The organism is Leptothoe sp. EHU-05/26/07-4, from assembly GCF_043421015.1.
GTDB classification, from domain to species: domain Bacteria; phylum Cyanobacteriota; class Cyanobacteriia; order Phormidesmidales; family Phormidesmidaceae; genus Leptothoe; species Leptothoe turfae.
In genome coordinates, this window is record NZ_JAXSQV010000004.1 from 850,646 (window position 1) to 868,974 (window position 18,329).

Genomic DNA, 18,329 nt, shown 5'->3' on the forward strand with positions numbered 1-18,329 from the left:
CCACGGAACGTCTCTACGTTTTTAGGGTGAATTTTTCTTAGGATAATTTGGTCAATGCTGCCCCATTACAAAGCGAAGCAGGTTTCGGTAAATCGTCGTCGACATTACGAAATAGAAGGACAGCAACTGCCTGGAGTGACCACAGTCTTGTCAGCGACCAAGCCTTGGGAAGATAGAGAGCGTCTGTGGCGCTGGCGGGAGCGGGTGGGCGCTGAAGAAGCCAATCGCATTACCGCCAAAGCGTCACGATCTGGGACAAAAATTCACAAGGTGATTAAGGCCTATCTGCGTCAAGAAGACTGGGTGCTACCGGAGGGAACTGAAGGCTTTTGGGCATCTATTGAGCCGGTGCTCAAAAATATTGACGAAGTGCTTTTGGTGGAAGGAGCGGTGTGGCATCCACTTAAATTTGCTGGGTATCCAGATGCGCTGTTGGTCTATGGGGGGCAGCTATTGGTCTGTGATTGGAAAACTGCACGACGCCCCAAACAACCAGAGTGGATTGAAGATTATTTTCTACAGGTGGCGGCCTACTGCTGGGCTGTGAATTGGGTATATCGGGAGTATGACATTAAGGTGGAGCGGGCGATGGTTGCGATCGCACTCGAAGATGCCTCGCCGCAACTTTTTACACTTACCCCAGACAAATTAGACCAACACTGGGGACAATTTCAGCAGCGACTACGCCAATATTACCGGCTGAAATAGCCGTAATTAAAGGCATTGCTCTTAACACTCCTTTAATTACGCATAGAGAAAAATTTGATATACTTCAGGCGAAACTGCTACGAGTAAACACGGATATTCCGTTATTATCGCCTCTAAGGAGCCCTGCCATGGACGTTCTCGTTCCCTTTATTGTTACCTGGTTGATTACCACCATTGCTCTGGTAATTATTACTTTTTTGCCCACTGGTGTAGAGTCTGATAGCTTCGGGAAAACAGCGATTACGGCCCTCGTTTTTGGTGTGCTGAATGGCGTTGTCAATATTGTTGCTGGCCTACCAGTTTTAGGGGGTGTGCTGTGGTTAGTAACCCTGGGGGGCCTGCTGCTAAACCTGATTCTATTCGGTCTGTCTGCCAAGCTAGTTGAGGGGTTTCGCCTACGCTGGGGCATCTGGAGTGCGATTATCGGTGCCTTTTTGCTATCGGTTATCACCTCTATCCTGAACGCTGTCATCTAAATATTTGCGCAGCCCCAACATATCTGCGCGGCCCCAACAACTGAGCCTTTTGCTGGTTTATTTTTTTGAAGTTGAGGTGAAATAAGGAAGGAGCCCCTAGAGGCTCCTTCCTTATTGTTTGTTGATTAACTAGAGTAGGACTCGTTATTCTCAGAGAAATCTAAATAAAAATGTAGTTATCTATACTATGATTAAGACATTTACTGTTGGATAGTGGGGCAGAATTTACCCAATATCCACATTGCTTAGGGCGAAGGCTGATGATATTTATACCACCCAGGTGTCACTGTGCCTTCTTGACTGAGCGTTTGGCTTAGGAGATGAGACTGTATGGCTGAGCTTGAAAAGATGCGGCGGTACAATGCGGTTGCGATCGCAAACCACTATCGCTTTCGTCTTTGGACAGTGCTGTGGCGGGCACTTTCGGTGGTATTAATGCTTGGCAGTTTTCTCTTAGGACTGCTGTTTGATAAAGGTTTAGGGCGTCAAGACATCAATGAGCCCAAACGAGCATCTCAATTGCGACAGATATTAACGGATCTTGGTCCCACCTTTATCAAGGTTGGTCAGGCCCTCTCTACGCGCCCTGATTTAATCAACCCAAAATTTCTAGATGAGCTGATCAAGCTTCAAGATCAGCTTCCCCCTTTTGATAGCTATGTAGCGAGCCTAATTATTGAAAAAGAGTTAGGTCGCACCCCTGACGAAGTTTATAGCTACATATCGCCTGAGCCGGTGGCCGCGGCTAGTCTGGGTCAAGTATATAAAGCTCGCCTCTACTCTGGAGAAGAGGTTGCGGTAAAGGTTCAGCGCCCTGGATTAGTGCCGATCATTTGCCGCGATCTATATTTGATGCGTTGGGCTGCCGGTTGGATTGCCCCCTGGTTGCCCCTCAATCTGGGCCACGACCTCACCTTGATCGTGGATGAGTTCGGCTCCAAGCTCTTTGAGGAAATCGACTACTTAAATGAAGGTCGTAATGCGGAGGCCTTCGCGGCTAACTTTGCCGATGACCCCAGGGTCAAGGTGCCAGCAATTTACTGGCGCTATACCAGTACCAGGGTGCTGACGCTGGAGTGGATTGATGGCATTAAGCTAACCGACATCGAGCGGGTGCAAGCGGCTGGTTTAGACTCTGATGACCTGGTTGGCATTGGTGTTTCGTCAGGCCTTCGACAGCTGTTAGAGTTTGGCTTTTTCCACGCCGATCCCCATCCCGGCAACCTGTTTGCCATGCCCAATGGGGCCATGGCCTACATTGACTTTGGCATGATGGATCAGCTGAACCAGGATATGAAGGAAACTCTGGTGGACTCAGTTGTGCATCTAATCAACCAGGAATATGACAAGCTGGCCGATGATTTTGTCAAACTCGGTTTTCTCACCCCTGATGTCGATGTGCGGCCCATTGTGCCTGCTCTGCAAGCGGTTTTTGATGGTGCCATTGGTGCCAGTGTGAGTAACTTCAACTTTAAGAGCATCACCGATAGGTTTTCAGAGCTGGTATATGAATATCCCTTCCGAGTACCCGCCAAGTTTGCACTGATTATTCGTTCGTTGGTTACTCAAGAAGGTCTGGCCCTCACCCTCAATCCGGAATTTAAGATTGTGGAGATTGCCTATCCCTATGTGGCCAGGCGATTGCTAATGGGTGAAACCGAATCTCTGCGGAGGCGACTGATTGACGTTTTGTTCAAGGATGGCCGCTTCCAATGGCAGCGTCTGGAGAATATGATTCGCATTGCCCAAGGCGATCAGGGCTTTAACCTGATTCCCACCGCCGGGTTGGGGATGCAATTTTTAATGTCTGACGAAGGTCAGTATCTACGGCAGCAAATTTTGGCTGCCCTTACTGAGGACAATCGTTTGCACACCGAAGAGGTCGGGCGTTTGTGGGATTTGGTAAAGGACGATTTGCAGCCTGATCAGCTCTTTGATGCAGCCTGGAGTGCGTTAGCAGATTTCTCTCGCAGTCAGGCAGCGGCGCTAGTCCCAGCTGAGCTAACAGCTGTACTATCAGGCAATAATTAGCGCCACCATTGACTGAGAGAGCGAATATCTAAGGGTACTCCGAGCAGAGCTTGAGTCTGTCTCGCTGGTAATTGTTGTGTCAGTAGACATTAAAAATGGACAATCCTATAGGGGCACTCCCTTGTGGAGGTCGGCTGAGCGCACCGTCGAAGCCTGTCCTTCGACATCAGGCGCTATCAGTCAGGATTTTGTATAGGTTTTTAGAACGGTTAACAGAACGTTCTGTTATCTGACGTTCTGTTATCTATCGAACCCCTCTTATGCAACAGTAATAATTTAAAGCTCAAGCACGGGAAAATCTGTCGACCCTTGTTGTGAGCTTAAAATATTCTCCTCCATAGTTGTTTTTGGTGATGCCTATTGACCCTGATGATTCAATAAATTCGTTAAGCTACATAGGGGCATCAATACTGGCTTGTGCTCTAGTAATCTCGGTTATTACCACGGAGTTATCAGCGAGTGAAATGGTTTTTTAAGCAGCGCCCTTTGCCATGGATTGTTGGCGGTGTTGCGATCGCAATTATTGGTATTGGCGCAGTCACCTTCCGGCGCTATCGTGCCAATACCTACGATGTTGATACGTTGACTGTGGCAGTAGAGGCCGCAGAAGTCACGATTCGCATCAATGCCAGTGGTGAGGTAGAAGCCTATCGCACAGTGAACCTGAGCCCTAAGAACTCGGGCATTGTGGATGAGCTGTTGGTTGAACAAGGAGACATCGTTGAGCAGGGGCAAGTTGTAGCCCGGATGGATATCGATGATTTGAATGCTCAACTGCGCCAAAACCAGGCCAATCTGGCAGAGGTAGAGGCTCAACTACAAGATTTGTTACAGGGGACAGATCGCCCAGAGCTGGCCCAGGCTGAGTCAAATCTGGAGGCTGTGAGAGCCCAGCTGGTGGATGCTGAGGCGCGATTGAGCCTGGTGGAGGGAGACTTGGATCGCGATCGGGACCTTTACAGCCAGGGGGCAATTTCTGCTCGCGAACTCGACAATAGTGAGAATGCCGTCGAGAGTGCCCTGGCCAATGTGCGCCAGATTGAGGCCAGGGTGGTCGAAGCGCAACAACGGTTTGTAGATCTAGAAGATGATCCGGACCCGGAGGATGTTGCCCAGGCCACTGCCCGTGTCGAGCGCGCTAAAGGCCAAGTCTCAGCCGCTCAAACTCGCATCGACAACACCATTATCCGAGCCCCCTTTGCCGGGGTCGTGACCCAAAAATTTGCCACTGAGGGAGCCTTTGTCACGCCAACCACGTCAGCATCTGAAGCGGCTTCAGCCACATCTAGTGCTATTTTTGCGATCGCCGATGGTTTAGAAGTTGTTGCCGAAGTGCCTGAAGCCGATTTAGGTCAAATTCAAGTGGGTCAGGCGGTAGAGATTATATCGACAGCTTATCCAGAAAATCTGTTTAAGGGGACAGTGCGGCTGATTGCCCCAGAGGCCATTGAACGCCAAAATGTCACCATTTTTCAGGTGCGAATTCGCTTAGAGAATGGTCTAGAGCAGCTGCGCTCAAATATGAATGTCGATGTCGCCTTTCTCGGCAATCGCCTCACAGATGCTTTAGTCGTACCAGCGGTTGCTGTGGTTACCCAGGGTGGGGAAACCGGTGTGCTGGTACCTGGTGCAAACAATCAAAATATTCGTTTCCGTCCCGTCACCTTAGGGCCTCAGATCGGCAATCAAATCCAAATTTTAGATGGTGTCACGGCTGAGGACCGTGTGTTTGTGGATTTACCCCCTGGCCAAACCCTAGATAATCTCCGCTTTAACCGAGATGAGCAAGACTAGTTGTCGGTTCCACCCTCTTTTTCTCTACTTCCCACCCTTCGACAGGCTCAGGGCAAGCTCCCCACTGCCCTAATAAGAAAAAGGAGCAAAGACCACTAACGCTTGGCCTTCACTCCTTACTGTCACAGCAAAACTTGAAAAAATTGTCGTGGGTTATTTACCGAGCGCTTACATCTATCGACTAACGCAGAATATTAGCAGCAATCAGCTTCACAGCCTTGCTCGGGTCTAAGCTTGTGCCATAGGGACAACACCAGGCTTGCCAATAGCTCTGTACGCCGTGTTCTCATTGCTTTCATGGAAGATAGAACGATCATGGTGTTGTCCTCTGAACTCAAGATGGTGGGGGTTAGTGCTTATTCCAATGATTGCCCAGTTACTCAGCACTGCCTTCAGCGCTTGTTAACTCAATTAACAATTTTGTAGGTACGTCTTTTGTTTCCTTTTTCTTGGACTTAGGAGTTAAGACCTCAGAAAAGAGAAAGAAAGCGAGACAAACGGTAAAAAGTGGTAGAAAGGGCATTGCACAAGCTCCGAGAAAAGCAAAGGATGTTGAAAAAGCGGCATGACCATCAGACATCTGGAATTAATGATACGGATGGAAAATCAGCTAGCCATGCAGGAAAGTAAGCTGTATCACTGATGCTTTATCGAACAATCACAGAATAGCTAAGGCTTCTTTTCAAAACAATTTGCTTTTATGCAGACCTTTGTGGGCTTTTCTTCAGGCCTCTCAGATCTTCTCTCCAAAGCCCTTTGAACTTTTCTACAACGTTGTAGACACTTTACTAAAAAAGCGGGGTGATTTCATGGGAAATCACCCCGCTTCTGTGATTTAAATCATTTCCTAATGTGGATAGTTAACGGCTGGAGCCGAAACCACCATTACCATCACCAGAGCGTCCTGCGTCCGGGGGGGGGACATAGTTGGCACTAGCTGCACTATCCAATACAGAAATGATTGGCATTGAAATCACTGATGCTATGACAATATGGAGCCATAGTCTTTTAGTCACTCTTAAAGTAGTCGTTTTTATCACCTCCTAAATGTTACTAAGTGACACCTCATAAATACGTTCCTATTGTGTATTGATCAGGGCTTAAATTCGAAGATAAATGTATTTAATTCCTAATCTTTATATGCTTACCTGATATTCAAAATCAACACTTTAAAAACGGCTTTTAATTATTAAATTAAGTAGATATAGGGAAGGTTAATTGACATAGAAATCCCTTAGGTTTGTTGAGTCTATGGATAAATTGACCTCTCGTTAATTTAGAGACTTCCTTGCCAATGCGTGTTCCTTCTCCTGTTTCCACTTCATCAAGTTTTTCGCAAGGTCCGTTATCAGCTACGGTCAGCTCATAATGACTGTCTTTATGTTTTCCCGTTACGACTAGACGAGTTGAACCAACTGCATGTTTGCCAACATTACCGAGGGCTTCTTCTAAAAATCTACATAGCTTGCGTTTAACTTCAATGCTTAATTTCTCGGACTCAATTGGGTCAAACGATATGATGGTGAACTTAAGGTTAGAAAACCCTAATAATGGCCTTGATAACATGGCATCATAAACCTCTTGAAATAATTCGTGCAGAGGTATACCTAAATCAAACTTAGTGCCAGCGTAGCTAACGTCGAGGGTATGTTTGCGATCGCTAGCGTCCTGTTTAATCGAGTCACCTATGTAGCGAATTTCACGGTTGAGATCTTCTAGACTTAAGCAAACTTCAGATAAATTAATAGTTTCGTCACGGGTTCGCCTGAGAAGATTTGCCAATGTTTGCAAGGGACCATTATGAATGGAATCAAATACATTCTCAATTGTTTTTTGGCGTTGAGAATCTAATTGCTCAGACAACTGACGTTCCTTTTCGAGAGCTAGATTCCGTTGCGCCATTAGTTTTTCCCAGCGGCGCTTATTCTGAGCATAGTTAATATAAATCAGCCCATTAGCCGTTGTAGATATCAGAGTCGCAGTCAGGGGCAGCCAAAAACCTAGATTTAGCAATAATAAATAGCTTAATAAAGTACCTGAAAAAATAACGATTGATAGGCTAATAATGTTGCTGATGACGTCCTTTGAGAATCTACTACAGCTGATACCCAGTATTGAGAAAATGATTAAAAATATATACTGCGCAGATTGATGGGTTGAAATTAAAGGTCTTTGGGATTCAACTGCTTGGACTAATTGACTAATAATATGAGCTTGAATTTCGATGCCAGTCACTATCTGATCGTTATCGTTATCATTCAAACTACTTCTAAATACCCTGGTGAGAGGAACTGCAAATCCCGGTGATAGGCCCTCTAAGTTGAGGATGATGATTTTATCTTTGATGAGCTCATCCTTGTTTGCTGATACCAGTAACTCCCTGGCACTGATCACTTTAAAAGGGGTGATCTGGCCTCTGTAGTTAATCAGGGTTTCAACGCCCTCTATTTCTCGCTCGGTATATCCATAAATAGGTCGGATACGCGGTATCTCAGCAGAACCAAAGCGCATGGTGCCTGTATCTTCGAGACCATTTGCCAACTCAATGGCTTCGCCTTCAGTATTTTGAACTCTGTTTTTGAAATACTCTCGAACTACTTGAACTGGAAAGGAAAATTTGAAGTCATTAGACTCTCCTTGAAACGAAGAGCCTAGTAAAGCTCGACGGACAGTGCCATCTCTATCAAAAATCAGATCGTTGAACCCTACCTGAGTAGATAATTGTTGGCTAGTGAGTCCTGGAATGGGTTCAGCAATGTTGGGGTCGCTATTTTCAACTGTGATCAAGTTGGAATGTTGATTGATAACAGATAGCAGTTCCTGGTGATCGCCTGTGATTCTATACGAAACAATATCGGTGCCAACAACAGCGGGGTCACTGTTGAAGATGCCTTCTAGAACGTTTGCCAGGGAGTCGGCAGTGATTGTGTAACCTTTATCAGCGGACCCTTCCACAAAGGGCTGACCAACTTGCACAATAGCAATTTTCTGATCTGGAGCTTCAATAGAAAGCCGGGTGTTGAGCGTAAAAAAACGATCTAGCACCATCAACTCTAGGGCGTGAAATGCGCCTAGAGTGCGGGCTCCCAAAACTGAAGCAATGATGCCAAAACCCCACAGGCTAGTTTTGAAGATATCTAAGACCCTGTCCCGGCGGCGTTGCTCCTCCATTAGTCCAGTAGCCCTCGCTCACGCGCCCGGATCTCAGTCAGGCTGCGCAAATTTTTGCCGTCTTTTTTATCAAGTTCAGGGTCAATTTCTAGAACGTCGTAGAGCTTGTTCCAATAGTGACGAATTGTGCTGGGTTGTACGTTTAATTTTTGGGCAATAGCCTTATCTTGCAACCCTTCGTGAAAAGCTAACGTAAGTACGTCTAACCACTCAGGTTTAAGTTCAATACCAGCCTGCAGAGCCTTGATGCCTCTAGTGTGGCTAAACCCTTTAAGGGCACCGTCAACCCGCTGAAAAATGTCCTGGCTGGACATGCTCTTATCGACGATGGTGAAGCCACCTTCATGACTATCGATCTCTGAACGAACTCTGACCAAAGCTTTAATGTAGGTACTTTGGACAGTAATATTTTGCTCTGGGTAATGTTTCATCACCTGCCTGAGCAGCTCAATGCCAGTTTCTACCTTGGCATCTTGTTGGTAGGCCTCAGGAATGGATAAATCTAAAACAACCAGGCTGAGGCGATGGTTGGCTAGCTGTTCTAGAGCTTCCTGGGCTGTCTTAGCGGTCAACAGCTCGTAGGTTGGATAGTGCTGCCGTAATATGTCGATGGTGCCGCTCAGTACAACCTGGTGGTCATCAACAATCAGGATTTTACCGGTAGTTGCTTCGTTGAATGTGGGGCCCATGGTTCATGTTCACTATCTATGGCTGCTGTAGATGCTAAAGCATTAACGGTCAATCGCCCCCGATCTCGGACTCGTTTTTGCTCGTTTAGGTGAGATGCACAAGGTTATGGCAAGCATTTCGTTGGTACCGATGACAGAGATCGTTCAAATATCAGAAAACCCTGTCTAATGGTGTATCTACACTAATTTTTCAGTAGCATTTTCGACAATAATCAAACCCTGCAATCTGTTTAATAAAAATTGCTATGAACCTTTGTAGAAAACTACAAAATGATGAAAATTCTTTGTTCGTAGCCACGATGACGGCGGGCTCCCCGCACTGCCATCCATCCAGAGGCAAAGGCTGCTTGGGGAACGCTATAAACCCTCCGGGCGAATGCTGATTAGACCCATGGTTGTCAGCGTTGTTAGCTATTTGCCCAATTTTCTAGTCTATGTCCGGTCAGCAAATAGATCAAATGATCTACTTCACGGGTTGCATAAAAGGTATAGATGAATTTAATCGATTTTATTGAGCACCCTAAGGCAATATTTAATATAGGCCGTATTCATACCTATAGTTTTAGACGACTTTAAGGGCTTTAACTTGGATGCGGTTTTAAGCATCGTCCAATTATTAGGTGCTCCATGGCCGAGAGCAATCCCAATCGACTCAAACTTTCCCAACTCAGGGCACTGGTGGCTATTGCTAAGACCGGTACTTTTAGTGATGCAGCGTTACAGTTAGAGCTATCGCAGTCGGCGGTGAGTCATGCGATAGCAACCCTAGAAACCGAGCTTGGTGTGATCCTTCTTAACCGAGGCCGCCAGGGGGCCGTCCTCACCCCCGTCGGCGAAGCCATCACAGCAGAAGCAGAGCAAGTGATGGACCGACTAGAAAAAATTTGTCAGCAGGCCCAGCTAGCGAAGGGGTTGCAATCAGGTCAGGTGCGCTTGGGGGGCTTCCGCAGTGTGGCCACCCACATTTTGCCAGCGGTGATCGAACGCTTTCGTCAGCAGTATCCCGGCATCAGTGTGACCATTGATGAGTTTAGTCATTACCACCTTGTCGAAGACTATCTACGCCAGGGACGTATTGATATTGGCTTTACTTATTTACCCACCAGTGCCGACTTTGAAGCATGGGAACTGCTGCGGGATGAATATGTGGTGTTATTGCCCCCTGCCGCTAAACCCATTGATGCTCAACTAACCTGGGAGCAATTATTTAAATATCCCTTAATTCAAACACCCCCTGGCGATGGCTGTCGCTACAACATTGAGCAATATTTAACCCGCCATGCTCAATCGATCAACTTTGCCTATGACGTGAGGGAAGATTCCACCATTGTCAGTATGGTAAGGCGGGGGTTGGGGGCAACCATTATGGCGAAGTTAGCCGCTGAACCTATCCCTGACGACATTACCGTTGCGCAGCTACCAGAACCCTTTGAACGGGTAATTGGGGTGGTAACCCTGGTGGATGCGCTACAGCCGCCTTCAGTGTTTGCCTTTTTGGACACCATTAAGGCTGTCTGGGGCGGCAAACCCATTGAACCTAAGGCTGCATAGAGGGATTGCATCTAGGTATGTCACCCCACAAAATGCCAAGAATTCAAAACTTAAAACTCAACATTCAAAACTCATCATTCATCACCGACAATGGGTAGGTAGCCAGCCTATCTAGCGTTTTTGTGGTTCCTTTAAACGACAATAATCCGACTCGCACAACGCCCTATGTGGTGTTTGTGATCATTGCCCTTAATGTTGCGATTTTTTTGTATGAGCTATCTCTTCAAGGCTCAGGAGAAGAGGCGCTTAATCAGTTTTTTACGGTATGGGCGATTGTCCCCGCTGAACTGACAGATAGCTTTGCTGGACGGGCTGCTAATCCCATAGGTGAATGGTTTACCCTGATTAGCTCTCAGTTTCTCCATGGGGGGCCTGCCCATCTGGGGGGTAACATGCTCTATCTATGGATTTTTGGCAATAACATCGAAGACCAAATGGGTCACCGACGCTTCATTCTGTTTTATCTGGCTTGTGGAGCGTTGGCAGGGTTGTCTCAGTGGATTTTCTCGCCAGGCTCGATGATTCCGACATTGGGGGCAAGCGGTGCGATCGCAGGAGTGATGGGAGCCTATATCATTCGCTTTCCTAAGGCCCAAATTCTCACACTGTTGCCTTTATTCTTTATCTTTACAACTGTTCGTATACCTGCGGTCTTTTTCCTAGGCTTTTGGTTTGTCATGCAAGCGTTTAACAGCATTGCTAGCCTGGGTGTCAGCGCAGATATGGGAACAGGCGGTGTTGCCTACTGGGCCCATGCCGGTGGATTTATTTTTGGTGTGGTTTTGGGACCGCTATTGGGTTTGTTTCCAGGGGGACCAGGGGGACGAGGTCCTTCAAACCAAAGCCGTCGTCGTTAGCCATTAGCTAGACCGTGCTTGTCTACAATTCTGGTAGGCCAAAATTAGGCAGCTCTAAATCATCCTTAGGTGCTTCATCGGTTCCTAGATCCGTTTCGTTGGAGCCTGTAACCGGCCCTACCTGAAACGGGTAGTCTACACCCAATCCTTCAGGTTTGCTCATGCCTTCATAGGTTGTTGTCACCCCATCATTCAAAATCGTCAGAGTGTAGGGGACTGCCAGGTTTTCATAGGCGATATTTGCCGCATTGATATCGTTACTGGCCAGATCTTCTAAACTACAGGGGATAGCCAGGGTAACGTAAGCCAAATACTCGCCATCGGGAGCACTGCCTGTGGGCCAGAAGATATTTTCAACCGGAGAGAAATTTTGAGTTTGGCAAAAGCCATTGGCATCTACATCCAGTTGACCACCTGAAGGCGATGTGGGAGAGCCAAAATCAACAATGCTTCCGGCTGGGTCAACGACGATTAGATCTAGATCATCGCTGGTATTCCAGCGCAACGTCACTTGCACATCACCAGTCTGTAAAACCGGTGCAACATTGCCGTCATTAGGGATGGTACAGAGTACACTCAGGTCATAAAATTCACCATTGCGATCTTGGATATAACAGCCGCTGTGGTCAATTTGGGCTAGAACGCTTGTGGTTGATGCTTCCCAGAGACTAAGACCTAAAAAGAGTGGGATTGTTTTAAGCGCAGTGGCACCGATCTGTTTCATGATGTGTTGCACTATTAATTTTTCTGACATAAAGACTGTCTTGAGTAGTGCCTTTTCAAGAATTGATGTTACGTGGAGAGCAGGGTATCTCAATTTCCCTACTGTACGCTAGACAGAAACTCAAAAGATGTGTTATCCATGAGCACATTCATCCATCGCCATTGCGTTTCGGTTCCCCATGGGCTCTTCTATTCTCGCTATCCTTTCATTGATCATTATTGGCTACTCGGTTGGTTCTGTGAGGGTTGTCAAAGAAGGCAACGCAGCTTTAATAGAACGTTTGGGTCGTTATCGCTCCACCCTGGAACCGGGGGTTAATTTCATCGTGCCATTGTTGGATGCTCTTGTGATTGAGGATACACTGCGCGAGCAAATTCTAGATATTGAGCCTAGAAGTGCAACGACTCGAGATAACGTCAATGTTGAGATAGATGCTGTCATTTACTGGCGAATTCTTGATCTTGAAAAAACCTACTACGCCATTGAAGATGTAGAAACCGCTATCCAAGAGTTGGTGGTGACAACGCTGCGATCTGAAATTGGTAAGATGGACCTTCAAGAAACCTTTTCTTCCCGAGAAGCCATTAATAAGGCCCTGCTTGATGTATTGGATGAAGCAACTGAGCCCTGGGGTGTAAAAGTCAATCGTGTAGAAGTTCAAGAGATTAAGATTCCATCTGAAGTGGAAGAATCCATGCGGCTTGAGCAAGCGGCTGAGATTGCTAAGCGGGCTGCGATTACTAAAGCCGAAGGTCAAAAAGAAGCCGCTATTCTCGAAGCAGAGGGCAATGTACAGTCGATGCGTTTGATTGCTCAAGCCTTTGATGGGCAGCTAAGTCAGGGCGATATATTAAAATTCTTGATTGCGCAACGCTATGTAGATGCCAATCAGAAGCTGGGTGAGAGCGATAACTCAAAAGTGGTCTTTATGGATCCTCGAGCATTGACTGAAGGCTTGGTGGACCTGATTCAAGAAAATCCTGAGGCAAATAATTAATTAATGACGTTGTCTCAAGGTTGAAAAATTGAGGGTCGACCTAAATCTTCTAAGATATAGTTCCAGAGCATGGGTCTGGACTATTTTTTATTGTGTTTAATCATGGTTTCTACCCTTGATGGTTCACTAACCAATGCGTCAGCTCAGCGTCCTCTTCTGGGGATGAATCAAGCTGAATTGACTGAGTGGGTACAATCCCAAGGGCAGGCGGCCTATCGAGGTAAGCAGTTGCACCAGTGGCTATACGCTAAAGGTGTGCGTTCTTTAACAGACATTACGGTTTTTCCAAAGGCCTGGCGTCAGGGTATGGAAAATGTATGTATTGGGCGTTCTGACATTCACCATCGTTCTATTGCTGCTGATCAAACGGTTAAGTTTCTGTTGCGCTTAGACGATGGGCAGATCATTGAAACCGTTGGTATGCCAACGGACAAGCGTTTGACCGTATGTGTGTCATCCCAGGTGGGCTGCCCCATGGCCTGCGATTTTTGCGCAACGGGTAAAGGCGGGTTTGTTCGTAATTTGGCAACCCATGAAATTGTTGATCAAGTCCTAACCGTACAAGAAGCGTTTGATCAACGGGTCAGTAACATTGTGTTTATGGGGATGGGGGAACCCCTAATCAATGTTCAGAATGTTGTGGGTGCAGTTAAATGCCTTAATCAAGATATTGGTATTGGTCAGCGCAGCATTACTATTTCGACTGTGGGTATTCCGGGGCAAATTCGCCGGTTAGCTCAGTATCGTTTGCAGACAACGTTGGCCGTCAGTTTGCATGGGTCTAACCAGGCGTTGCGCACTCAGTTGATTCCCAGTGCGCAACATTACCCCCTCACCGATTTACTCGATGAATGTCGTGAGTATATTGTTATGACGGGACGTCGCGTCACGTTTGAATATATTTTGCTAGCGGGTTTGAATGACTGTAACGAACATGCGGCTGAGTTGTCACAGCTGTTGCGAGGCTTTCAAAGCCATGTCAACCTAATTCCCTATAATCCTATCGATGAGGTAGATTACCAGCGTCCCTCACGTAAACGTGTTAACCAATTTACCGATAGTTTGAAAGCGGCCGGGATTGCCGTCAGTGTTCGTTACTCGCGGGGGCTGGAAAAGGATGCTGCCTGTGGTCAATTGCGAGCATCCAAAGTGAACGCTTAGCCCAAAGTTATACGGAAAGAGTTTTGCATTTTTTGTGAGTATTTCAAGACATTTAAAGCTCTTTTAATGTGCGATCGCAGCTGTAATCCCTGGTGCATAGGCTTCAATGACTTTGCCAGTTTTTTGGCAAACAATCATCAAGTAGTCACAGCCTGAACATTGAGTCCGAGTTAACTCCTGATCATTCAAATAGTGACGCTCGGCTGACCTTCCACAGTTTGGGCAGTGAATCGTTTGAATCACAGTACTCATAAAGATTGCTAAGTAGGTAGACAGGTCCTAATTATGACAAGTCTCCATGATCGCGACAATGTGTCAAAAGTTACAAGAAGCGCGGGGATCGCTTGATTGAAGGGCGATCCCCGCTGCCGCTAGAGCCTTTATTCTGACCTATTTTTAGGCGCTTAATACGACCTAAAAAAATAGATAAAACTTAGAGAATTTAAAAAATAAAAGTTATTAAACTTATGAAGAATGTGTTTAGAAGGGATTGTATTGGTGGAATTAATCTAAAGGTTTAATTTATATAATTAGCAGCAAACTATACTGTTTGCCGTATTTACTTGTGAATGGGTATTTTATCTCCTTGTGAATTTACATTTTCATAAGTGAATTTTTATTTTATGCGAAGAATTAATATTTCTGTGTAAATCAGTAAAAGTGACTAGCTAAGTCTAAAAAAGTAAACTTAAGCCCCTCTGCCGGGTAAAAGGCTACCACTGATACGTTTAATGACTCGATTGGCTAGATCTGCGTACCGAATTTCACCAGCTAGTAGTTGACCCAATCGTTTAGTTGCTGTCGGTCGTTTAATGCCAACGCGATAACCAATTTTTTGCATGCGGAAAAATATATTGGCGATCCGGTGACTCCATTGAATGTCGTTGCCCCACTCTTCATGAATAACTTGGCTGTAGTTGGCCAATGCTTTGTTATCGCCATCCAAAGCCTTATTAATGGCTTTAGCGGCCTGAATTCCGCTAAAAATAGCTGGACGAATACCTTCAGCTGTCATGGGATCGACTAAAGCTGCAGCTTCGCCCACTAACAGGGCCTGTTTTGTGTGGAGAGGAGTGTTGCCATTCCAAAGCTTAAGACCATGGGAATAAAGTTGACCTGCCTCAGCATCGTCACCCAGCCCCCTGGCAAAGGTTGCTAAAGACTGTTCGGGATCTTTAAGGTTGTCTCCCAAAAAGCGGGTAATGCCTAGGGAGTGACCCTGATGTTTAGGAAAATTCCAGAGACAACCCTGTTTAACTAACCCAAATTCAAACGCCATGGTTGGATGGGGCTCTGGGGTCGGTAAGTCGATTTCCAGCACATAACCTTGACGGACCTTTTCTGATTTGAATCCGAGCCACTTAGCCATGGGGCCATCGGCTCCGTCTGCGGCTATCAAGTACTGGCCTTCATAGGAGCCGTGGTCAGTGTTAACTGTCCACGTTTGATCTTTAAAGCTAATAGACGTAACAGGCGTGCCATCTTTAACGACGACGCCAACCTTAAGGGCCTGGTCAATCAAATATTGATCAAAGATATCCCGACGTACAATCCACATGGGTTCGTCGGTTTCGAGTTCTGCTTCGATGGGATCATCCAGCTGCCAGGTGTAGCGGATACGACGCAGCTTCTGATCAATCGCAGGGGTGATATCAAAGTCCAACCAGGTGGCAATACTGGGAGCTACAGCACCAGTGCAAGGCTTGTAGCGGGGCAGCGTATGCTTTTCCAGCAGTAACACCGACCGACCCCGCTTAGCCAATTGATAAGCGGTTGTGCTCCCTCCAGGTCCAGCACCCACGACGATACAGTCAAACATCATGCACACCCCATATGCTCCGCTTTATCTGTACTACTAATTGATTGTGTTAATCAGCCTGAAATCAGCCCAACTGATGAGCTGACTGTTTCAGGTGAAAGGCCTCAAATAGTAATGACGCAACTTATTCTAAGCGGCTGTGGTCACCAAATTTTGCATAGGTGACGATCAGGATTGAGATGATTAGGTGCTAAGGATGAACCAATATGGTGCGATTACACCTTCATAATTTCCTTTTCTTTATCGTCTAATGTCTTATCGATGTTCTTAATGTATTGATCTGTTAGTTTTTGTACCTGATCTTGTAAATCGCGGGCTTCGTCTTCAGACAGGTCACCGCTCTTTTCTTGCTTCTTCGCAAAGTCCATGCCATCTCGTCTGACATTACGGATGGCGACGCGACCTTCTTCAGCGTACTTACCAGCTTGTTTAACAAACTCCTTACGACGCTCGGTCGTTAGTGGAGGAATGTTTAACCGAATCACCGATCCATCATTGTTGGGAACTAACCCAACGTCAGACAAGGAAATCGCTTTTTCGATTTGACTGAGAATGCTGGCATCATAGGGCTGAATCATCAGCGTGCTCGGGTCAGGGGTGCTAATGTTAGCCATTGACTTCAGGGGGGTAGGGGCACCGTAGTAGTCAACAGAAATACGGTCTAGCAGGGATGCATTAGCGCGCCCGGTGCGGATGGTGTTAAAAGAGCGTTTCGTGGCTTCAACCGCCTTCTGCATCGCCTGTTCTACGTCGTTAATATCAGCTAACTTCACAAGATCCTCCCACAATTGTGCCAATTGGTTCCCCAGTCATGGCCCGTTGAATATTGCCAGCAACAGCTAGATTAAACACCATGATGGGGATGTTGTTATCTTTACACAGTGCAATGGCAGTACCATCCATCACTTTGAGATCTTTAGCCAGAACATGGCTATAGGTCAAACTGGAGTAGCGTTTTGCGTTGGGGTTAGTATTGGGATCAGAATCATAAACGCCGTCTACTTTAGTCGCTTTAAGTAGCACTTCGGCATTAATCTCAGCCGCACGCAGGGCAGCTGTAGTATCGGTTGTAAAGAAAGGATTACCGGAACCAGCGCCAAAAATGACCACTCGATTTTTTTCAAGGTGGCGAATGGCCCGTCGCCGAATATAAGGTTCGGCCATTTCCTGCATAGAAATGGCAGTTTGTACCCGTGTAGGGACATCAATCCGTTCTAGGGCATCTTGCAATGTCATGGCATTCATGACGGTGGCAAGCATGCCAATGTAGTCTGCCGTTGCCCGATCCATCCCGGATGCAGCGCCTTTAACTCCCCGAAAGATGTTGCCACCTCCGACAACAACAGCAATTTGAACTCCTTGAGCAGCAGTGGCTGCAATTTCTTGAGCGATAGCATCTACTATAGTTGGATCAATGCCATAGGCTAGATTGCCCATTAAGGCTTCGCCGCTAAGTTTTAGTAATACTCGCTTGTAGGTATTCCCCATGCGATAGCTTGTGACTGAATTTCCCCATCAAGATAGCAGTCTGAGGTTGATTGGGGAACCGCATTTAGGGAGGATCTAGTGTAGGCTTTACAATCGCGTTGAATGATTATGCGGATGGTAGTGCATGGGGCAATTGGAGGTGGGATTTACAGTCTATAGCTGGCAGGTTGGTTTGGTTTTGGCCTGGTTGTTGCTGATTGGTTCTGTTTCTGAAGGGGCACGGCGCTCGGGATTTGGTCCAGAGATTACCCGTAAGATTGTGCACATTGGAGCAGGCCATGTGATTTTGTTGGCTTGGTGGTTCATGTTGCCTGCTTGGATGGGGGTAGCGGCCTCCGTCGTGTTTGCAGGTGTGGCGTTAGTGTCCTATCGGGTGCCTATTTTGCCAGGAATTAACAGTGTGGGTCGCCGCAGCTGGGGGACTTTTTTTTATGCGGTCAGTATTGGAGGGGTGATGGCCTGGTGTTGGCCTCAAGGGTATCCCTATTTTGGTGTCATTGGCATTTTAATTATGTGTTGGGGCGATGGCCTGGCTGCTTTGGTGGGGCAGCGATGGGGGCGGCATCCCTATGAACTGTGGGGGGAGAAAAAAAGCTATGAAGGTAGCTTAACGATGGCGATCGCAAGTACGCTGATTGTGCTCATTGTCCTCGGCTCGCTTCAAGGGATGAGCGGGTCGCTGCTGTTGGTGGCCTTAGGCGTTGCGATCGCAGCCACTGCCCTGGAAGCTGTGTCTAAATACGGTATCGATAATCTTACGGTTCCTATCGGTACAACTACTGTATCTCTGATATTAAGCAGCCTGTTAGGCTAATCCCACACAAGTGTTCTAGATAGATTGTTTCAAAAAAAGTCATGGAATG

At 46.7% G+C, this 18,329-nt stretch carries 17 protein-coding genes; 9 read left to right on the forward strand and 8 right to left on the reverse strand.

All coding sequences use genetic code 11. The annotated features are described in order from the left end of the window. Positions 1 to 54 precede the first annotated feature (54 nt). The 4 genes from U2F10_RS16685 to U2F10_RS16700 all read left to right on the forward strand — a co-directional run bounded on the left by U2F10_RS16685 (position 55) and on the right by U2F10_RS16700 (position 5,009). Positions 55 to 708, forward strand: a complete 654-nt coding sequence (locus U2F10_RS16685; RefSeq protein ID WP_499872786.1) for a PD-(D/E)XK nuclease family protein — start codon at positions 55 to 57, stop codon at positions 706 to 708. 128 nt (positions 709 to 836) lie between these two features. Beyond that, on the forward strand, positions 837 to 1,184 hold the full coding sequence (locus tag U2F10_RS16690) for a phage holin family protein (RefSeq protein ID WP_006515272.1): 348 nt from the start codon (positions 837 to 839) through the stop codon (positions 1,182 to 1,184). Between the two features lie 330 nt (positions 1,185 to 1,514). Further along, the gene (locus U2F10_RS16695) at positions 1,515 to 3,215 is read left to right on the forward strand and encodes an ABC1 kinase family protein (protein ID WP_163667762.1); all 1,701 of its coding nucleotides are present in this window, start codon (positions 1,515 to 1,517) and stop codon (positions 3,213 to 3,215) included. A 459-nt stretch (positions 3,216 to 3,674) separates the two neighbouring features. Further along, positions 3,675 to 5,009, forward strand: a complete 1,335-nt coding sequence (locus U2F10_RS16700) for an HlyD family secretion protein (protein ID WP_499872788.1) — start codon at positions 3,675 to 3,677, stop codon at positions 5,007 to 5,009. Positions 5,010 to 5,385: 376 nt separating this feature from the next. Here the strand turns inward: U2F10_RS16700 and U2F10_RS16705 are convergent, their stop codons facing one another. The 3 genes from U2F10_RS16705 to U2F10_RS16715 all read right to left on the reverse strand — a co-directional run bounded on the left by U2F10_RS16705 (position 5,386) and on the right by U2F10_RS16715 (position 8,869). Further along, a complete protein-coding gene (locus U2F10_RS16705) occupies positions 5,386 to 5,589 on the reverse strand; it encodes a hypothetical protein (RefSeq protein ID WP_163667768.1) in 204 nt (67 codons plus the stop codon). Between the two features lie 614 nt (positions 5,590 to 6,203). Then, positions 6,204 to 8,180: a sensor histidine kinase gene (locus U2F10_RS16710; protein ID WP_499872790.1), complete on the reverse strand. Its 1,977-nt coding sequence runs from the start codon at positions 8,178 to 8,180 to the stop codon at positions 6,204 to 6,206. Then, a complete protein-coding gene (locus U2F10_RS16715) occupies positions 8,180 to 8,869 on the reverse strand; it encodes a response regulator (protein ID WP_163667775.1) in 690 nt (229 codons plus the stop codon). Before U2F10_RS16715 ends, U2F10_RS16710 begins: the two co-directional genes overlap by 1 nt. A gap of 627 nt (positions 8,870 to 9,496) precedes the next feature. Between U2F10_RS16715 and U2F10_RS16720 the strand changes: the two genes are divergently transcribed. Further along, positions 9,497 to 10,420, forward strand: coding sequence for a LysR family transcriptional regulator (locus U2F10_RS16720; RefSeq protein ID WP_499872791.1), 924 nt, complete (start codon positions 9,497 to 9,499; stop codon positions 10,418 to 10,420). A 122-nt stretch (positions 10,421 to 10,542) separates the two neighbouring features. Beyond that, positions 10,543 to 11,277: a rhomboid family intramembrane serine protease gene (locus U2F10_RS16725; RefSeq protein WP_163667781.1), complete on the forward strand. Its 735-nt coding sequence runs from the start codon at positions 10,543 to 10,545 to the stop codon at positions 11,275 to 11,277. A 22-nt stretch (positions 11,278 to 11,299) separates the two neighbouring features. On the opposite strand, the gene U2F10_RS16730 is transcribed toward U2F10_RS16725, so the two are convergent. Further along, positions 11,300 to 12,001, reverse strand: coding sequence for a DUF2135 domain-containing protein (locus tag U2F10_RS16730; RefSeq protein WP_499872793.1), 702 nt, complete (start codon positions 11,999 to 12,001; stop codon positions 11,300 to 11,302). A 178-nt stretch (positions 12,002 to 12,179) separates the two neighbouring features. Here U2F10_RS16730 and U2F10_RS16735 point away from each other — a divergent pair, with 178 nt between their 5' ends. Beyond that, positions 12,180 to 12,998: an SPFH domain-containing protein gene (locus tag U2F10_RS16735; RefSeq protein ID WP_163667787.1), complete on the forward strand. Its 819-nt coding sequence runs from the start codon at positions 12,180 to 12,182 to the stop codon at positions 12,996 to 12,998. Positions 12,999 to 13,100: 102 nt separating this feature from the next. Further along, positions 13,101 to 14,159, forward strand: coding sequence for a dual-specificity RNA methyltransferase RlmN (gene rlmN, locus U2F10_RS16740; protein ID WP_499872795.1), 1,059 nt, complete (start codon positions 13,101 to 13,103; stop codon positions 14,157 to 14,159). Between the two features lie 63 nt (positions 14,160 to 14,222). Here rlmN and U2F10_RS16745 read toward each other — a convergent pair whose 3' ends face one another. The 4 genes from U2F10_RS16745 to pyrH form a co-directional block, all read right to left on the reverse strand. Next, entirely contained in the window at positions 14,223 to 14,411 is a 189-nt protein-coding gene (locus tag U2F10_RS16745; protein WP_006515283.1) for a hypothetical protein, read from the reverse strand. A 436-nt stretch (positions 14,412 to 14,847) separates the two neighbouring features. Then, positions 14,848 to 15,978, reverse strand: a complete 1,131-nt coding sequence (locus U2F10_RS16750) for a geranylgeranyl reductase family protein (protein ID WP_163671760.1) — start codon at positions 15,976 to 15,978, stop codon at positions 14,848 to 14,850. Between the two features lie 215 nt (positions 15,979 to 16,193). Then, the gene (gene frr, locus U2F10_RS16755; protein WP_163667793.1) at positions 16,194 to 16,751 is read right to left on the reverse strand and encodes a ribosome recycling factor; all 558 of its coding nucleotides are present in this window, start codon (positions 16,749 to 16,751) and stop codon (positions 16,194 to 16,196) included. Further along, positions 16,738 to 17,466 carry a UMP kinase gene (gene pyrH / locus U2F10_RS16760; protein ID WP_006515286.1) on the reverse strand — a complete coding sequence of 243 codons (729 nt, stop codon included), beginning with the start codon at positions 17,464 to 17,466 and terminating at the stop codon, positions 16,738 to 16,740. Before pyrH ends, frr begins: the two co-directional genes overlap by 14 nt. Positions 17,467 to 17,590: 124 nt before the next feature. On the opposite strand from pyrH, the gene U2F10_RS16765 reads away from it, so the two are divergent. Next, complete coding sequence (locus U2F10_RS16765; protein WP_499872797.1) at positions 17,591 to 18,280, forward strand: diacylglycerol/polyprenol kinase family protein; 690 nt, start codon at positions 17,591 to 17,593, stop codon at positions 18,278 to 18,280. The last annotated feature ends 49 nt before the right edge of the window (positions 18,281 to 18,329 follow it).